19 protein-coding genes are annotated in these 16,280 nt (G+C 44.8%); 4 read left to right on the forward strand and 15 right to left on the reverse strand.

The genetic code is table 11. From position 1 onward, the window contains the following. Positions 1–23 precede the first annotated feature (23 nt). Complete coding sequence (gene fnr, locus NO989_RS04200) at positions 24–761, forward strand: fumarate/nitrate reduction transcriptional regulator Fnr (RefSeq protein ID WP_014949596.1); 738 nt, start codon at positions 24–26, stop codon at positions 759–761. Between the two features lie 45 nt (positions 762–806). On the opposite strand, the gene NO989_RS04205 is transcribed toward fnr, so the two are convergent. Beyond that, a complete protein-coding gene (locus NO989_RS04205; protein ID WP_061439181.1) occupies positions 807–2,135 on the reverse strand; it encodes an IS4 family transposase in 1,329 nt (442 codons plus the stop codon). 314 nt (positions 2,136–2,449) lie between these two features. Here NO989_RS04205 and uspE point away from each other — a divergent pair, with 314 nt between their 5' ends. The 3 genes from uspE (at position 2,450) to NO989_RS04220 (ending at position 5,498) form a co-directional block, all read left to right on the forward strand. Next, positions 2,450–3,373 carry a universal stress protein UspE gene (gene uspE, locus NO989_RS04210; RefSeq protein ID WP_014949597.1) on the forward strand — a complete coding sequence of 308 codons (924 nt, stop codon included), beginning with the start codon at positions 2,450–2,452 and terminating at the stop codon, positions 3,371–3,373. Between the two features lie 148 nt (positions 3,374–3,521). Continuing rightward, the gene (ttcA, locus tag NO989_RS04215) at positions 3,522–4,475 is read left to right on the forward strand and encodes a tRNA 2-thiocytidine(32) synthetase TtcA (protein WP_371342071.1); all 954 of its coding nucleotides are present in this window, start codon (positions 3,522–3,524) and stop codon (positions 4,473–4,475) included. After that, positions 4,476–5,498: a patatin-like phospholipase family protein gene (locus NO989_RS04220; RefSeq protein WP_014979378.1), complete on the forward strand. Its 1,023-nt coding sequence runs from the start codon at positions 4,476–4,478 to the stop codon at positions 5,496–5,498. It begins immediately after the preceding gene. A 14-nt stretch (positions 5,499–5,512) separates the two neighbouring features. Here NO989_RS04220 and NO989_RS04225 read toward each other — a convergent pair whose 3' ends face one another. The 14 genes from NO989_RS04225 to NO989_RS04290 all read right to left on the reverse strand — a co-directional run bounded on the left by NO989_RS04225 (position 5,513) and on the right by NO989_RS04290 (position 16,278). Then, positions 5,513–6,160: a DUF2987 domain-containing protein gene (locus NO989_RS04225; RefSeq protein WP_075177958.1), complete on the reverse strand. Its 648-nt coding sequence runs from the start codon at positions 6,158–6,160 to the stop codon at positions 5,513–5,515. Continuing rightward, a complete protein-coding gene (locus NO989_RS04230; protein ID WP_014949601.1) occupies positions 6,157–6,948 on the reverse strand; it encodes a glucosaminidase domain-containing protein in 792 nt (263 codons plus the stop codon). The genes NO989_RS04225 and NO989_RS04230 overlap by 4 nt, the downstream gene beginning before the upstream one ends. After that, positions 6,941–7,672, reverse strand: coding sequence for a stress protein (locus tag NO989_RS04235; RefSeq protein WP_371342072.1), 732 nt, complete (start codon positions 7,670–7,672; stop codon positions 6,941–6,943). The genes NO989_RS04230 and NO989_RS04235 overlap by 8 nt, the downstream gene beginning before the upstream one ends. 82 nt (positions 7,673–7,754) lie before the next feature. Continuing rightward, complete coding sequence (locus tag NO989_RS04240) at positions 7,755–8,381, reverse strand: LysE family translocator (RefSeq protein ID WP_014949603.1); 627 nt, start codon at positions 8,379–8,381, stop codon at positions 7,755–7,757. A 12-nt stretch (positions 8,382–8,393) separates the two neighbouring features. Further along, a complete protein-coding gene (gene cobB, locus NO989_RS04245) occupies positions 8,394–9,119 on the reverse strand; it encodes a Sir2 family NAD+-dependent deacetylase (RefSeq protein ID WP_371342073.1) in 726 nt (241 codons plus the stop codon). Positions 9,120–9,201: 82 nt separating this feature from the next. Beyond that, positions 9,202–10,032 carry a sulfurtransferase gene (locus tag NO989_RS04250; RefSeq protein WP_014976630.1) on the reverse strand — a complete coding sequence of 277 codons (831 nt, stop codon included), beginning with the start codon at positions 10,030–10,032 and terminating at the stop codon, positions 9,202–9,204. Between the two features lie 122 nt (positions 10,033–10,154). After that, the gene (gene tpx / locus NO989_RS04255; RefSeq protein WP_371342074.1) at positions 10,155–10,652 is read right to left on the reverse strand and encodes a thiol peroxidase; all 498 of its coding nucleotides are present in this window, start codon (positions 10,650–10,652) and stop codon (positions 10,155–10,157) included. A 74-nt stretch (positions 10,653–10,726) separates the two neighbouring features. Further along, positions 10,727–11,419: a tRNA-uridine aminocarboxypropyltransferase gene (locus NO989_RS04260; RefSeq protein WP_371342075.1), complete on the reverse strand. Its 693-nt coding sequence runs from the start codon at positions 11,417–11,419 to the stop codon at positions 10,727–10,729. A gap of 307 nt (positions 11,420–11,726) precedes the next feature. Continuing rightward, positions 11,727–12,059, reverse strand: a complete 333-nt coding sequence (locus tag NO989_RS04265; RefSeq protein WP_371342076.1) for a hypothetical protein — start codon at positions 12,057–12,059, stop codon at positions 11,727–11,729. A gap of 3 nt (positions 12,060–12,062) precedes the next feature. Beyond that, complete coding sequence (locus NO989_RS04270; protein WP_371342077.1) at positions 12,063–12,401, reverse strand: hypothetical protein; 339 nt, start codon at positions 12,399–12,401, stop codon at positions 12,063–12,065. A 24-nt stretch (positions 12,402–12,425) separates the two neighbouring features. Next, positions 12,426–14,273, reverse strand: a complete 1,848-nt coding sequence (locus NO989_RS04275) for a hypothetical protein (RefSeq protein WP_371342078.1) — start codon at positions 14,271–14,273, stop codon at positions 12,426–12,428. Between the two features lies 1 nt (position 14,274). Continuing rightward, a complete protein-coding gene (locus NO989_RS04280; RefSeq protein ID WP_371342079.1) occupies positions 14,275–14,604 on the reverse strand; it encodes a hypothetical protein in 330 nt (109 codons plus the stop codon). A gap of 78 nt (positions 14,605–14,682) precedes the next feature. Next, on the reverse strand, positions 14,683–15,210 hold the full coding sequence (locus tag NO989_RS04285; protein ID WP_371342080.1) for a hypothetical protein: 528 nt from the start codon (positions 15,208–15,210) through the stop codon (positions 14,683–14,685). 9 nt (positions 15,211–15,219) lie between these two features. Then, a complete protein-coding gene (locus NO989_RS04290) occupies positions 15,220–16,278 on the reverse strand; it encodes a pyocin knob domain-containing protein (RefSeq protein WP_371342081.1) in 1,059 nt (352 codons plus the stop codon). Between the last annotated feature and the right edge of the window lie 2 nt (positions 16,279–16,280).

The following is a 16,280-nucleotide window of genomic DNA, read 5'->3' on the forward strand; positions in this document are numbered from 1 at the left end:
TATTCTTTTAGAGAGCGTGCATTATGAGCAAAGGAAGCCAATTTTCTATTCACTGTCAAAACTGTAGTTTCAGTCACTTATGTTTACCGGTGGCGTTAAACAAAACAGAAATCGAGTCTCTTGACGATATTATTGAACGCAAGAAGCCGCTTCATAAAGGTGACACGCTGATTCAAACTGGTGATAAATTCCGTTCTCTATTTGCAGTGAGAACCGGTTCATTCAAATCATTTGTGACTAATACCGAAGGTGAAGAACAGATTACCGGCTTCCACTTTCCTGGTGACATTATCGGTTTCGATGCATTAAGAGAGAACAAGCACCAAAGCTATACTTCTGCGTTAGAAACTGCCATGGTGTGTGAGCTTCCCTACGAGACCCTCGACGAAATGTCAGTGCAATTTCCAAAGCTACGCCACCAGATCATGAGTTTCATGAGCGCTGAAATAAAACAAGATCACGACATGATCATGCTTTTAAACAAGCGAACTGCAGAAGAGCGCTTACTGTATTTCATCTCACACCTGTCGCAACGCTTTGAAGAGCGTGGCTTTTCCCATAGAGAATTCCACTTAACCATGACGCGCAACGAAATTGGAAACTATTTAGGATTAACGATTGAAACGATTAGTCGTCTGTTAAGCCGTTTTCAAAAAGACAACATCATAAAAGTAGACGGCAAGCTTATTACTATTTTGGATTTCGATAGGCTAAACACCAAACTAGCGGCGCTTAACGGCCCTAGCGTTGTCTGCGGTTAGTCCTTTTTAAGTGTTAAATAAGGCGCGCACTAAGCGTAATGCTAGTCAGTTAAGCTGACTGGCTTTTTTCTTTGTGGGGTATTTAGTCGGTCTTTTCCTCACAACTCGTGGATAATACCTGTCAGGTCGTTTGTCAGGTAACTTCATCATCCTCAACGATTCCATCAGGTATTCATAGTGGACGGGCAGTTTGGTCACTGTGTCTGGGATGGTGGTCAGGAAGAAAACGATGATATGCCTCATGCATAGACCGAAGCTAAGCCGTGAGGGAGATAGCTCCGGCATATCTTTTACGGCATCAAGCATCATCACTCTAATCAGATTGTAGGCGAGTAATAGTCCCCACAGTTCCTGACGCACCATCTCAGATTTCTTGCTGCGAAGCGTCAGCTTTGCCTGATGTAACGTCTGTTTCATTTCCCTGAAGCCCAGTTCTATTTCCCAGCGTTGAACGTACACATCGGCAATCTCTTCGTAGGGGAACTGCATAGCATCGACCATTGAACTAAGCACGCGGTAGGTCTTTCCGTTTACTTCGTAGCTGGTCAGTCTCGCTTCGATGGTTTCAGGTAAACCATCAAACTTCTTCCGCGCCTGAGGCGAGGTCTTGAGGGTGACTACAGCATCATGTTCTCTTAGTTGATGTTTCACTATGTACTGTAAATCTTTACGGGCGGGCAGCATCCAGTGCGTATTAACACCTTTGGTCATCCACAGGTGCAGTAATCCCAGCGAGTAATATCCTCTGTCGAAGAGGGTTAGAGAGTTATCAGGGACTGAAGGAATAAGCCGCTCTGCAAGAGACATCTCTCCGACATCACGGCCGTCAAATTCACTGGCCAAAAGAAGGTGGCTAGACGTTTCCATCAGACTACACATGCGTACCTGCGGGTACGGGTTATCGCCCATCACATTCCGGTCACATCCGAATGCGGCAAGGTTCTCAGTGGTATCCTGGGCACGGAACATCACACCATCAACCGCCAGTACATTTAAACCACACCACTGTTCAAAGGCATACTCACCAAATGCCCGCTGTGCCATCAGCTTAAAGACATGACCGACAGCTTCTTCGCCCAGTCGCTGCCGGGCCTGCACCACTGCGCTGGGAGCAACAAACCTGTTTTTACCAGGTAACGAGATATCCAGTTTATTCGCGATATCCCAGACCGGATCACTACGAAACAGACTCATACCAACAATAGTAAATACGACCGAATCCAAAGGTAAGCGGCGACGTCTGACGGTCGCTACCCCCGATAAAGCATAAGCTTGCTGAAGAAGCTCAGGGTCAATTAAAGACATCAGTTTATTAATAGCATTCAAATCTTCTGCATGAGCAAATGTATCATCGAGGTTTGTAAGCAAAGACATAAAAAAAATCCGATACCAGAGACTGATATCGGATTTTGAAGTCTTAAAACGATCGGTCAACCGATCAGGAAAATATTCTTAACTGATCGGCATTACGCACTAAGCGCGCTTTTTTGTAACCTGTGTTAGCCACCTATCTACCCTTTCAGCGCCACGCCGGTTGCTCCATATTCAATTCGGTGGGTTCACTCATGGTCGCCTCGTAAAATTCTTGATCTAAAACAACTTACGTTTTTCCCAATGTCGTTTATAGTTAGTATTAGAAAGCTTCGATTTCGACAGCCGCTACTAAGTTTCGTAGTTAGGGGGACGTTATGATTGAGTGTAAACGAATTCTGGCCGTGGTAGATGCCGAGCGCGATAACCAACCTGCACTAAGCCGAGCTTATGAACTCGCTTCAAAAACAGGTGCTTCAGTTACCGCCATGATGGTGGTATACGACTTATCTTATGATATGACGACCATGCTTAGCCCGGATGAGCGCGAGTCAATGCGCGATGCAGTTACAAAGGAGCATGCAAAATGGCTTGCCACCCACTTAAGAGAACAAGGATTCACTGAAACTGATATCGTTGTAGAATGGAATAATCGTGCGTATGAGTCGATTATTTACTACACCCTAAACAATCAGATAGATTTAGTGGTAAAGGCAACCAAAAAGCACGACGATCTTGCTTCTGTTATTTTCACCCCCACCGACTGGCATTTAATGCGTAAATGCCCTCGCCCAGTATTGCTCGTTAAAGAGCACGACTGGCCAGAAGGAGGAGAGATTATTGCTGCAGTAAACGTAGGCAGTGAAGACGATGAGCATGCCGCACTTAACGATAAGCTCACCCTCATTGCTAACGACTACGCCTCTTTATTGAAAGGTAGCGTAAATTTGGTCAACAGTTACCCTTCTACACCACTTAATATCGCCATAGAAGTGCCTGAGTTCGACCCCGATACCTATCACGACGCGGTAAAAAATCATCATTTAAAGGAAATGCGTAGTCACGCATTAAAGTACGGTATTCCTGAGAACAAATGCGTAGTAAGAGAAGGCCTTCCGGAAAAAGTTATCCCGCAAGTGGCAAAAACACTGGATGCAGAGCTGGTTGTTATTGGTACCGTTGGCCGTGTGGGCATTTCAGCGGCCCTAATTGGTAACACTGCAGAACACGTGATCGACGAACTCAATTGCGATGTGCTTGCTATTAAGCCAGATGGATTTGTGTCGCCGTTGTCGGTGTAGTCTTTTTATCAGTACCACATAGCCCGTGTTTGCCGTTACTTAGCGGCCAACGCGGTATGTCACCAACAAATTTAACTTCACAAGCATGGTCTCGAAAAGCCGCTTTAATGTATAATGGTGGCTTTATCACAAACCAAGCTAGTTAATTATGAGTTTAGGCACAAACAGTGCTGACGCGTCGCCATTAAATGCTGCGCAAAGTAAGCAAAAGTACAACTTCAACAAACTTCAGAAACGACTTCGCCGCAATGTGGGTAAAGCCATTGGCGATTTCGGTATGATTGAAAACAACGACAAAGTAATGGTGTGTTTATCTGGCGGTAAAGACAGCTACACCATGCTAGATATTTTATTGTTTTTAAAGAAGATTGCGCCTATTCATTTTGATATCGTTGCGGTTAATCTTGACCAAAAGCAGCCTGGTTTCCCCGAACATATCTTGCCTGAATATCTAGAAAGCATTGGCGTTGACTACAAAATTGTAGAAGAAGACACCTACTCTATTGTTAAAGACAAAATTCCAGAGGGAAAGACAACATGCTCTCTCTGTTCTCGCTTGCGCCGTGGTATTCTGTACCGCACGGCAAAAGAGTTAGGTGCGACTAAAATTGCATTAGGTCATCACCGCGACGACATGCTAGAAACGTTTTTCCTCAATATGTTTCATGGTGGCAAGCTTAAGTCTATGCCGCCAAAGCTAGTCAGCGATAACGGTGAACACATCGTTATTCGTCCATTGGCGTACTGCACAGAAAAAGACATCGAGAAATATTCTCAGGCCACTGAATTTCCGATTATTCCTTGTAACCTTTGTGGCTCACAAGAAAACCTACAGCGCCAAAACATAAAGGCTATGCTTCAAGACTGGAACCGTCGCTTCCCAGGTCGTATAGAGTCGATGTTCCGCGCGCTTCAAAACGTAGCGCCTTCACACTTAATCGACAGCAACCTTTATGATTTTAAAGCTATAGCTACACAAGAAGGCCCGGTTGAAGACGGTGATATCGGGTTCGATGAACCTTCTTTCACTACAGAAAATAGTACGGACTTCAGTTATGAAGATAATGCTATTGAAGTAATAAACATTATGGAACCTAAGTAAATGAAAATTGGACTTGCGCTAGGTGCCGGTGCCGCAAGGGGCTGGACTCACATTGGCATAATTGAAGCATTAGAAAAACTCGGCGTAAAAATTGACGTTGTTGCGGGATGCTCTATTGGTGCCTATGTTGGTGCTGCCTACGCAAGTGGCAAGCTGGAAGGCTTGAAAGAGTGGGCCTGTTCCCTCAGCGACTGGCAGGTACTTGCTCTTATGGGCGTAGGACTTAGACGCGGCGGTATTGCAAGCGGACAGAAGGTTTTCGACAAGCTAGCAAGCGAGTTTTGTGAATCGACTTATGAAGACATGCTTAAGCCGTTTGCGGCTGTAGCTACCGACCTTTATACCGGCCGTGAAGTGGTGTTTAACTCTGGTCCTATCGGAGACACCATTCAAGCATCCTGCGCTATTCCCGCACTTTTTGCGCCTGTAGCACACGGTGATCGTTGGTTGGTAGACGGTGCCGTTGTAAACCCTGTACCGGTGAACTTATGTCGCCAATTAGGGGCCGATTTTGTAATCGCGGTTAACCTTAACGCCGATTTCCGACCACTTCGTCTTGAAAAGTTGAGACAAGATCATGAAGAAAACCAGCGCAAAACTGAGGACTTTTTTACAAAGAGTCAAAACGTACTACGCCAATGGTTCTCCCCTGACAACAAAGAAGAAAAAGCCCTAGAGAAAAAAGACGAAAAAGACAGCGTCTCGGCTGGCAATGTAAAGACTGAAGAAGGCATTGCTTCTGATGTGATTGAAAAAGTGGAAGAAGAGTTGACCGAAGTCCCCGCTAAAGTGAACAAGCGAAACCCGCCTGGAATTATGAGCGTGATGAGCAGTTCACTTGAGATACTTCAAGCTCGCGTCACACGTTCACGTTTAGCTGGCGATCCGCCAGACATTCTTATTGAGCCTCAGCTTACCGACGTGGGTATTATGGAATTCCACAGAGCCGAAGAGCTATGCGCGAAGGGCGAAGAGACCATCGCGCGGTTAGCAGAGCAAATTAGGTATCAGCTTCTTACCTAATCCCAAATATGCATCTAGCTTGAAGCCATAGCGGTAACACGTAGCGGCGCATGAGGCAGTGTTAAGCCTTTTGCGTCGTTGATCCAATCTTGTTCTAGATGCAACACGCCGTTATTAATTTGCACACCTTGTGGTGTAATGAAATCTAAATTCTTGTCATCAAACTGAATCATCAAGCCCTTTACCGAGGGCATCATGAAAGACAAGAAGCTTCCCATTTCATTAAAGAAAGCTTCGTACTGACCATACAAAAACGTAAGGTCGTCTTTTGTGTAATACTGCTTAAGATATTCTGGTTTGGTTTCAAGTTGTACCGACATATCACACACGTTCGCGCGTTCGTTTAAATCGATGCGAACCAGAGCGTTGGCAAGTTTCAGGGCCTTTTCGGTAGGCACCGTGAATCGTCCTTCATCACTCACTTCTAAGGGCATTGTTTTCTTATCGGTTACGATAGACGCTCCGTTAACTTCACATAAACGCCCTTCGCCAACACGAACAAACCCGAATGCAAACTGAAGCGCTTGGGTATCTTCATTATCCAGCTTTTTAACATGGCTATAGAAACGGCTGTACTCAACATCTATCGTTTCAGCAGCAACGGAAGAACTGCCTACACCAATAAACAGAGATGAAGCAAAAAATAAAGCAGCGCGTATCATTCGGATAAAAACTCCTCGTTAAATAGGATCATAGTTTGAAGCTCTTCAACATAAGCGGCTCCTCGCTCAGAGTAATTCATTAGCCCTTCAGCTAACGCAACACCAGTAATAGGAATTTGGTTTGCACGCAGTCGGCTGCGGATCTCTCTTAAATCCGCATACGCGTCGTGGCGGTTTAAATTTCGCATATAGGTGTACGTTGCACGCGACAAACTGTCGAATTTGGCAACTTCATGAGATGCCCCATCGTTTCGACGGTTCGGAACAAAGCCACACCCCTTAGAGAAACACCACAAGCCAAAGAAGTTATAGCCCTTTCTTGCGAACCGGCTGGTGCCCCAAGCTGACTCATTCGCGGCTTGCACGAGCACGAGTTCGGCTGGTAGAACATCAATCTTTTGTAGCAAAGCTAGCAATTTTGATTTTAGCGGCTGCGTTGGCTTAACTCGATATTCCTCTTCTAACCATTCAAGCCTTGCCATATCTTCTTCAGAGAGCGTTTCGTTAGCTAACGCCTTTCTGTATAAGGTTTGTACGTAATGTCTAAGCGTGAGTAGATACGCATTCTGCTTCTCTATTTCGGGGCGTAAATAGTTAAAAAACGCCTCTTTCTTCTCTTTTACATCTGTATAGGCAGAGAAGTTAGGCACCGGCTTTTTAGCTTCAACCGTTTGCGGTATATCTAAAATATCCGGTTCGTCCTCAGTAAAAATTATGGCGTTAATGACGATTACCGCTAATACGCCTAACGTAATAAGAACAATTTTAAAGGTTTCACGCTTATGCATCGAAGCTAGACTCATTCACATCGTTTTCAGATGCTTCCGTGCTTACTCCCTGCTCGCCAATCAGTTCCTGATAGAGCAAGCCCATCATACTAAAATAAAAAGGTAATACCCAAATAAGTGAAAAGCCCAACGTTAATGGCACCGACACAAAAAGTAAAAAGAACACACCAAATATGCTGGCAATTTGAGCCCAGTATGCATTAAATACGCGACACGACAGGATGATCGCGCTAATTGGCGTTAACTTTCTGTCAGCAACCAACATAAGTGAAAAGGACGATGCTAAATAAAAATAAACGCCGGGTATAATAAGCAACATCATACCTAGTTGAACAAGAATACTGTTTACTAGCTGAGTTAGCGCCAGCAAAAATATCAAGGGGAAAAACTGGAATACGGTAAATACTGAAGTTTTAGTGCCGCGGGCAACAAAAACGCCCATCATATACAACCCCGTCAACAGCGGGGCAACGATGCAGATTGCACCAATTTCTATGATAGACTGATGCTCGAATACGTAGGTTCCATCGTCATTTATTGTGATGTACTGCTGAGCAAATACACCTAACACGACAAACGTCAAAAATAGAACAACACTTCCCTGCAGCAATGATGAAAAGTTTGCCTTTGTTAAACCGGCAGCGCGGCGCAATAGACCTTTGGTATCAAATTGATACTGTTTAGACAACGTATTGTTCAGGCGGTCTTGGTTTACGTCTTTCACACAACTCTCTTATCTTTTTGAAAAATCGGCGCGATTATACCAACTCACAAAAACAAATGCCTGTTTGTAAGGTAAACAAACGTTAACCTAGTACTAATTTCGCAGCTAAACCAACGAGTAGCACCCCCATCGCACGGTCTAACCAATACCCTTTTTTACCAATAAGCTCAGCTACTTTACTGGTGCTCAAAAGGTATGAAAGAAAACAGAACCACAGTCCAGTAGCTATAGCTAAGTAGATACCGTAGCCAAGTTTCACTGTAAATGGGGTATCAATACTAATAATTGCAGTAAACAACGAGAGGAAAAATAGCGTTGCTTTTGGGTTTAGTCCATTTGTGAGAAAGCCCATCCAAACTGCGCGCTTTGCAGATATGTGGGATGTTTTCTTTTCAGCGTTAACTGCCTGGTCCTGCTTTACAGGCCCGCTTCTAAGCGCACCAAACGCAAGGTACAGTAAATAAGCTGCGGCGGCATAGCTAAATGTGGTGAATAACCATGGAGTAGTTGCAATAACCACACTAAGCCCCACTAACGAGTAAGCCACATGCAGTAATATAGCTAAGCCAATCCCTATACTGGTGTACATGGCGATACGTCTGCCATAGGCCACGCTGTTTCGAACAACCACCGCAAAATCTGGCCCTGGGCTAGCAACAGCCACAAGGTGTACCAACGCAATGGTAAGAAACTCATTCATATACTGCATGTTATGCGCCTCCTACAGCGCGTACTTTGACATTAATTGATCAACCCATTGTGGGACGATGTGAGAAGCAGGGCCTGTTAGCGATTCATCGAACAATGCATTAGTTACGCCCGGCTCCAAATTTGCCTCTATGGTGTGTGCGCCGCTTTCTTTAGCGATCTGAACAAAACCCGCGGCAGGATAGACATTACCTGATGTGCCAATAGCAATAAACACATCAGCCTTTGAAAGCGCATCGTAAATCTCTTCCATGTACATGGGCATTTCACCAAACCACACGATATCCGGTCGTAAGGTTACTCTGTTGCAACACGGGCATTTAGTGGTGTGATCAAAACTATCACTCCAGTCAAAAGTTTGCTGGGTTATAGCGCAGCGCGCCGATAGCAGCTTGCCATGCATATGGTAAACAGACTGGTTTCCACCGCGCTCATGCAAGTCATCCACATTTTGAGTAACCAACATCAGGTTGCTACCGAACGCTTTCTCAAGTTTGGCCAGCGCCTCATGCGCTGCATTAGGATTCACGTCGTCTTGCTGTAACTGCGCACGTCGAGCGTTGTAAAAGCGATAAACTAAGCTAGGATTTTGTTCAAAAGCCTCTGGGGTGGCCACCTCTTCTACGCGATGATTTTCCCAAAGGCCGTCATTATCCCGAAATGTCTTTAATCCAGATTCAGCGGAAATCCCCGCACCGGTAAGAATAACAATATTGGGTAGAGATTGATCAGATGGCATCAGGTTGTTCTTACTCTGTAGTTATAGAGCTAATTATACGATTAGCATGTTGTATATTTACTTAGTTAAAAGCCGCGACGCTTTACATATCTTTGACCACAGGATATTGAGTATCAGCGCCCCACTCTGACCAAGAGCCGTCATATACTGAAACCTGAGTAGCGCCGCACAATAATGCCGCCACACCAATTATGCAGGCGGTAACGCCAGAACCACACGTACAAATAATGGGTTTGCGTAAATCGATATTAGCGCGGTCAAAAACAGCCTTAAGCTGCTCAACTGGCAAAAAATGCCCGCTTTTGAGTAAGGTGTCAAAAGGAATATTAAACGCACCAGGCATATGACCTGAACGTACTCCTTCACGAGGCTCTGACACTTCTCCTTTGAATCGCGGCGCGCTGCGCGCATCAACAAGTTGTGCTTCAGTATTTATTGCCTGAAGTACTGCACCGGAATTTGCGAACCAACCAGGCCTAGGTGTAGCTTGATAGGTTAATTTTCCGTATTGTTGTTGTTCTGAAACCGGCAGCGCTGCTTTTTCCCATGCAGGCTGCCCGCCATTTAATATATAAACATCTTGGTGGCCCAACGCTTTTAACATCCACCACACTCTTGGCGCAGAATATATTCCACGGGTATCGTATACCGTAATAGGTGTATTCGCTGTTATGCCCTGATTACCAAGATAAATAGCAAGGTCATTTGCAGAAGGCATACTGTGAGGGAGACCTGTAGTGTGATCGCTACCTTCACTATCTAAGTCAAAGTCGACTGACGCAGGTAAAACCATTGCCGTGCGCGTATCTGGTGTTTTTGAAACGGGGTCGTCCATTAACGCTCGTACGAGCGTTACCGGCTTTTGTTGCATTACATTGGCTAATTCACCAACTGAGAGCAATACCGATGCCATTACATTCTCCTAAAAGGCACCCACATCAGTGAGTGCCCTGTAATACCCCGATACAACAAATCGGTACGTATTCAAACACATTACATAGTTAGCTAACCAACTAACCTATGTTGCGGATCTACTTAGCTAAGAGCTGCGATAGCCGCGTCGTAGTTCGGCTCTTCAGTTGTTTCTGCAACTTGCTCTGTGTAGACCACTTTGCCTTCGGCATTGATAACCACTACCGAACGAGACAGCAGCCCAGTAAGCGGCGCTGATTCAAAGGTTACACCATAGTCATCACCAAAGCTTGAGCGGAAAGTCGAGCCTGTAAGTACATTTTCAATACCTTCAGCACCACAGAAGCGACCCGCTGCAAACGGAAGATCTGCCGATACACAGATAACTGTAGTGTTATCCAATTTTGCTGCTTCTTCGTTGAATTTACGCACAGACATTGCACATGTTCCCGTGTCGATAGAAGGGAAAATGTTTAATACCACATTTTTTCCTGCAAGCTCAGACAGTGTTACTTCACCCAAATCTGCTTTCACTAATGTAAAGTCTGGTGCAGATGTGCCTACTTCAGGAAGCTGACCCTTTGTCGTAACTGTATTGCCTTGAAAAGTAACTGATGCCATTCGCTTTCTCCGTGTTTTGTTAATATGAAATAGTGGATGTAAAACAATACTTTCGCAAATAAAAGTGACGCTTTTTAAATGTTACTTTTAACCTGCGACTCTGCAAACGCAAGCTTATGCTGCAAGTGCGGCTTACCTTTTAAATATTCCCGTCTAAACACACTGAAATAATGCGCTAAGGTTTTTGCCCCTTGCTTCTGCTGCGCAAGGTCTAAAACGCTAATACCAACTTCAGCAGTACAGTGTTGGAAATCATGGGTAGATTCGCGTAGTAAATAATCTGACGCTACGTCCATACTCACGCCCAACACAGGAAAGTCATGCAAGTAAGGGCTCTTCACGAACATTTTTTTTGCTTCACGCCACGTTCCATCCAAGAAAATAAATAGTAACGTTTTCCCAGTATTCAATGGTGGCGTATCAATACAACGTTCAACTGCAGCATATTCGTGTGGAAATACCACGATAGGAAAATATTTTTCGTTGCGAAGTAACGCCAATAGCGCCTCTTCTGGCTCGGTGCGCTTCCACAAAAATGCGTGGTTATCTTTAACCACGTCCGCAATTAAACGACCGGTATTAGTAGGCTTATAATATTCGCCTTTGTACATCAAGAACAAAACCGCCACATCAGTGCCAGCCTCAGGCTTAAATTCACAAATACAGTTTTGCGTTGGAAGCAGACATGCGTCGCAGCGAACTACTTTACTCCCACGAGCGTGGAATGGACGTTCAGCACGAGATAACTCGTCTAAACGAAGTGACATAACAGAATTCAAGATAGTACGTCTTTGCCAAAATTTTTATGGATTTTACCATAGTAATTTGTGATAAAAGAGCGCAATTATCTCATCAATTTTTTGATTTAAAGTTTGGAAAATTGGGAGTAGATAAATGGTGCCCGGGGCCGGACTTGAACCGGCACGCTGTTACCAGCGAGGGATTTTAAATCCGTATGAACAGGGCAGTAAACATATAGGTTAGATCAGCATTGTTCCTAACAAAAGCGCTTGTTTAAGTGTTTGATTTGCCGTATTTGGCCCAAGTTCTGTTAGGAAAGGTATGGAAGACTCATTAATTAAATTTAGCGACCCTTACAACCTCAGTTTTATTATTGAAGACTGGGGGTAATTTTTCACCTTGCCCGTTCCATACAACCAGCTGATGAAAATGTGGACCTAGAAAATCAGAAGTCATCACGGCATCATCAATTCTAATCTCGAAATTATCTCCAGTTACCAAAATTCCCGAACCAAGAGTTAGTCTAACCACCGGTTCATACTTATAGTTATAAATTATGTATTCCGCATCACTGAAGCTAGACGCGGGGATTGCTTCACCGGTCACATCATCAACGATAGGTACAGAAATAACATTGTCTGAGTGCTGGTAAAGCAAGTCCTTCATTGGTTACTCTCCTTTGGCGAATGTGAGTCGCGCTGAGTTAACTCTCGCTGTACCGTCATTTGCATAAGTTTCTGGTGCCGTGTCTAGCACATCACCAAAAACAAAAGTGGCCCCATTCCATACTGAGAAGTGAGAAACGGTATCACCTGCCGATACGGGAACATCAACCGCGCTGGCTAGGTCACGGTAGCCGTTGGATGCTGCGGCGTATGTTGCTGCAACGCTAGCGCCTGCAATTTGGTTACTCGTTCCATTTGCACCAACTGGGCCAGAATGAAGTTTAAGTGTATTCAATGTTTGCGCGTCTGCTGCTGCGTTAAGCGCTGCTACTGTAATTTCCATTATCATTTTACCTTGCGTTGTGGGCTACTTAACGCGCCCTTGTATTGTGAGAGATTTGACTCGGCCTTGGACGACAATTGGCGCTTTTACGCGGCCTTGAACTGTCAGTTCGTAGGTTTCTACATTGCTTTCGGCATTAAAGAAGGTGCCAGAAGCTGTTGCGACAACACGCGATGCGCCTGATAGCGTGACACGTTTAAGCACCGCTGCTAGTGTGGTGACTCGTGTTATAGCATTACCTGTAATGTTTGCTATCTTGCTGAGCAAGGATTGCGTTGAAGTAGACACTGTTGCGTTACCACTAAGTAGCGCTGTTTTGCTCGCCTGCGCAGAAATTGACGCAGTGACATTAACGCTTCCAGAAACTATCCCGACTTTCACCGCCTGCCCTGAAGCGCTTGCCGTAATTAATGCGCCACCTGAGAAGCTATGTATTTCTAGATCCCCGTCGATGATAGATGCGCTAGCCGTTACACTGACCGTAGCTTGCCCGTTAAGCGACACAAGTTTAGATGCGCTGGATTGTGAGGTGGCGATAACACTTGCTGTGCCGTTAAATGTATTAAGCTTTTCAAATAACGATACGCTTTGGGCGACAACAGTGACGCCGCCACTGACGTTGATTGCTTTAGTAGATGATGCAGTTGCCGAAGCAGTAATGAGCGCCTGCCCATTGTGATGTGTGATTTTTCTTATTTGTGCAAACGATAATGCGCTGACTATTGCGTTGCCCGAAAATTCGTGAAGTTCTGTTTCGGGCTCTGGCTCACCGCTAGTTAAACTGATTGTTGGAGTGCCAAAAAATGATGCGGGGTCGGATTGGTTGGCGTATTCTGTGGCTATAAAAGATTGCGATAAAAGCCCTATCCTAAACCTAACCTCATCTATAACACCGTTTATGGGCGATGTTGCAAAGTCTGCGCTACCCCCTACCTCGAAATTGGCATGAAGGTTGACGAACCCAGAAGCTTCTGAGATGGGGTTGCTTGTTACGAATGTGCCATCTAAATACTTTTCACTTCCATCTAGTGCCTCACCCCCTGCGCTACCATTAGCCCAAAGCCCGTGCAGCATGTGTGAAGATGTGTTCGCAGAGTTACCCCCCACACCGAAACGCTCAGACCTGCCGTTAGGTGCTAAAATAAAAGTGTCGCTTTGCCCTGATACCGTATCATCGTTATCCGCCATCATCCAAGACGCAGCAATTGCAGAACCATCATCTATGGTTGAGCCTATAATGCTTTGGTTTGTTGTAGGAGGGGAGCTTAACTTTACATTCGCCTGATACGTTAAAGCGGTCTCTGTATTGCCTTGAATTCCAGATAAATTGCCAGAAAGCCCAACCCTCCCCGCTGAACCATCAAAAGCAAAAGATTGCCCATACCCAAAAGCGCCCGCAGCATTTGAGACAGACCCCGTGACTGATGCATTTGACTGATTGCCTGAGCTATCTACTATTGCGCCAGCTATATCTTGCCCATGCCACACAAGCAGGTAGTCGCTCCAAACCGCATTCCTACCAAAAGGGTCTGTAACGGCTGGCTGTGTTTCGCCTGCTTTACCTATGAATACGTATAGCTCACCCGTACCCGCATACGTGGCTTTACGAGTCCATATGACACACGTTTGGGCTACGTTATCAAGCGATATAATCTCAACAGGTAGTTGATTCGTACCCGTTACATCGGTACATATACGAACATCGCCACCACCATTTTGCACCGCGTTCCAAAATGTATTTTGGTCAGCCGTAGACAGTTTAGCAATCACCCCTTCGGTGATTACAAGTGTTTGACCACTCGTTGCCGCTGATGGTGTATAGCTTTCTGGTAGAGTGAGTACATGACTCCACTGGCTAGGCGTAATTGCCATATCAGATTAACCTTTCGCTAAACTCTGACAGGTCGATATTGTACTTTGCAATGTAGTCAGTAATAGAAAGTGTGCCAGCCTGCACCAGCTGCATGTCTTGGAGTTTTTGCGCTACTTCATTGAATGCTTGAGCGCTTGCGTTAAAATCAGGGGTAGCCACTGCAATTAATTCATTTGCGCCATTATCGTCGGGGTTTGAGTGCATATAAGCCTGTTGCTTCATTGCCTCGTCTGCGGCTGCATTTAACTGACTTATTGCATTTGATACTTTGCGTTGCGTCTCTTTGCGCTGCGTATTTAGATTTGAAAACTTTAGCTGGTCAAGTGACATATTAAACCTTTCTTTAATGTGTATTTGAGATTGATGTTTGGTGGCCTGATATTAACAACCACCGAAAGCGGATTGGGATTAAATGCTCCAAATACTCGCCATATTCTCAACAGCCAGTTCATGCGCCTCTTCTAAATCTGCGAGAGTCACATCAGTCATTACACCGGTGGGCGTATCGGCAAGCGACCATTGGATATTGGTTAAATCTTTGCGCTGTGCTGCTAATATGGCATTTGCCATGCGAGAAATGCTTTGCTCATCGGCATCGTATTGATTACCAAGAGAAGTGGTTACGATGGCAGTGTCTAGAAGGTGTTGGCGGTTGACTTTGAATTGATTGATTTGCTCTTGTTGAGCAATGGTGTCTTTGTCTTCTTGCGTAAGGCGCTGAATAGCGATTTCGCCGGACTGTTCTTTAAATAATAGGATTTGCCATACGTCTATTGTATTTCCATCTGAATCTAGACGAGTAAAACCTTCGCGGATAATACCAGAGTGATCTGGCAACCCCTCACCTTCATTCCACACCCAAGAAATAGAGCCGTCTTCATTCTCTTTGAATGTATCTACTTTTGAAAAGTCATCTTCATTTTTAAATGTGAGCATTGTTATCGCCTAGAAGTTAAAAGTGATTGAGTTACTAGCGCTATTTGTCACCAACTCGGCAAATTGACCTCTTGTTAATCCTGAAGTGGAGTATTCTAATATCGCTAGCCTGTTGCTCCCATAAGGGCGAAGAGATAACTGCGCGCCAGTAACATTTTCGCTTACGTTTACATTTCCATTTACTTTTAGTGTAAACGTCCCTACCGCTGTTATTGACGTTGCGTCAAATTGCGAATTTAAAGGAATGTAGAACCTCACCAAATTTTCAGATGATGCAACACCATGCGCAAGCACATCCCCATTATTCCCGCCTTTAAGCGTGTTTAAATTTATATTTCCGCTATGGTAAATTTCTACCCAATTTTGCCAAGTGCCGCCGCTTTCTTTACTCCTAATAAACATGCGCTCCGCAGGAGTTTGATTAAAAGACTCAATAGCAATTTGCGTTGCAGCATTTTCCGACGCCTTTATGTTTTGAACATTGAAAAGCGAACCCGTAAAAGGGATGCCAACGGCAGACCCTGAACTGTTTCGATAGAATCCTGTAGCATTTATTTCATCGAAATTATTGGCAATAGTCGCACTCAAACCTAAACCGAAAGCACCAACTTCCATTACATTGGAAGAATTCTCTCCCACATTTCTAGTGGCAGCACTTCCCGTAAACCCCTTGGTAACAACATCATCATTAGCGCTTGGTGAAGCGGATTTAATTCTGCCGTTAGAATCGCGCTTTACGAAGCTATTAGCTGTAGCGGTGGCGCTTGCGCCACCTACTAAGCTTTGTATTTCAGTGATTAACTGTTGCGCTGCTACTCCAGCTGATGCGGCCGCAGCTGCACTGGGTTTAATCGTGGCTGATGTAGTTCCGGTGCTACCAGGCCAATTATTGTAAAGTGTAATGGTGTTACCACTTACCGACTTCACCTCTACCGGTTCGTTGTAGTTGCCGGCGGTTAATGATGAATTAGCTTTTACACTATCCAAGCTTGGCCCTGTATTAACCGTTACTGTTTTACTGCCATTAGTGAAAGACAGGCTTGAACCTGTCCAAAATGTTGCTGTCATAA

This window comes from Alteromonas sp. DY56-G5 (assembly GCF_041414725.1).
GTDB lineage: Bacteria > Pseudomonadota > Gammaproteobacteria > Enterobacterales > Alteromonadaceae > Alteromonas > Alteromonas macleodii.

Bases quoted from the DNA above. Each gene is read 5' to 3' on its own strand.
- fnr (WP_014949596.1), top strand. From the start codon at position 24: ATGAGCAAAGGAAGCCAATTTTCTATTCACTGTCAAAACTGTAGTTTC.
- NO989_RS04205 (WP_061439181.1), bottom strand. From the start codon at position 2,135: ATGTCTTTGCTTACAAACCTCGATGATACATTTGCTCATGCAGAAGAT.
- uspE (WP_014949597.1), top strand. From the start codon at position 2,450: ATGATTGAGTGTAAACGAATTCTGGCCGTGGTAGATGCCGAGCGCGAT.
- ttcA (WP_371342071.1), top strand. From the start codon at position 3,522: ATGAGTTTAGGCACAAACAGTGCTGACGCGTCGCCATTAAATGCTGCG.
- NO989_RS04220 (WP_014979378.1), top strand. From the start codon at position 4,476: ATGAAAATTGGACTTGCGCTAGGTGCCGGTGCCGCAAGGGGCTGGACT.
- NO989_RS04225 (WP_075177958.1), bottom strand. From the start codon at position 6,160: ATGATACGCGCTGCTTTATTTTTTGCTTCATCTCTGTTTATTGGTGTA.
- NO989_RS04230 (WP_014949601.1), bottom strand. From the start codon at position 6,948: ATGCATAAGCGTGAAACCTTTAAAATTGTTCTTATTACGTTAGGCGTA.
- NO989_RS04240 (WP_014949603.1), bottom strand. From the start codon at position 8,381: ATGCAGTATATGAATGAGTTTCTTACCATTGCGTTGGTACACCTTGTG.
- cobB (WP_371342073.1), bottom strand. From the start codon at position 9,119: ATGCCATCTGATCAATCTCTACCCAATATTGTTATTCTTACCGGTGCG.
- NO989_RS04250 (WP_014976630.1), bottom strand. From the start codon at position 10,032: ATGGCATCGGTATTGCTCTCAGTTGGTGAATTAGCCAATGTAATGCAA.
- tpx (WP_371342074.1), bottom strand. From the start codon at position 10,652: ATGGCATCAGTTACTTTTCAAGGCAATACAGTTACGACAAAGGGTCAG.
- NO989_RS04260 (WP_371342075.1), bottom strand. From the start codon at position 11,419: ATGTCACTTCGTTTAGACGAGTTATCTCGTGCTGAACGTCCATTCCAC.
- NO989_RS04265 (WP_371342076.1), bottom strand. From the start codon at position 12,059: ATGAAGGACTTGCTTTACCAGCACTCAGACAATGTTATTTCTGTACCT.
- NO989_RS04270 (WP_371342077.1), bottom strand. From the start codon at position 12,401: ATGGAAATTACAGTAGCAGCGCTTAACGCAGCAGCAGACGCGCAAACA.
- NO989_RS04275 (WP_371342078.1), bottom strand. From the start codon at position 14,273: ATGGCAATTACGCCTAGCCAGTGGAGTCATGTACTCACTCTACCAGAA.
- NO989_RS04280 (WP_371342079.1), bottom strand. From the start codon at position 14,604: ATGTCACTTGACCAGCTAAAGTTTTCAAATCTAAATACGCAGCGCAAA.
- NO989_RS04285 (WP_371342080.1), bottom strand. From the start codon at position 15,210: ATGCTCACATTTAAAAATGAAGATGACTTTTCAAAAGTAGATACATTC.
- NO989_RS04290 (WP_371342081.1), bottom strand. From the start codon at position 16,278: ATGACAGCAACATTTTGGACAGGTTCAAGCCTGTCTTTCACTAATGGC.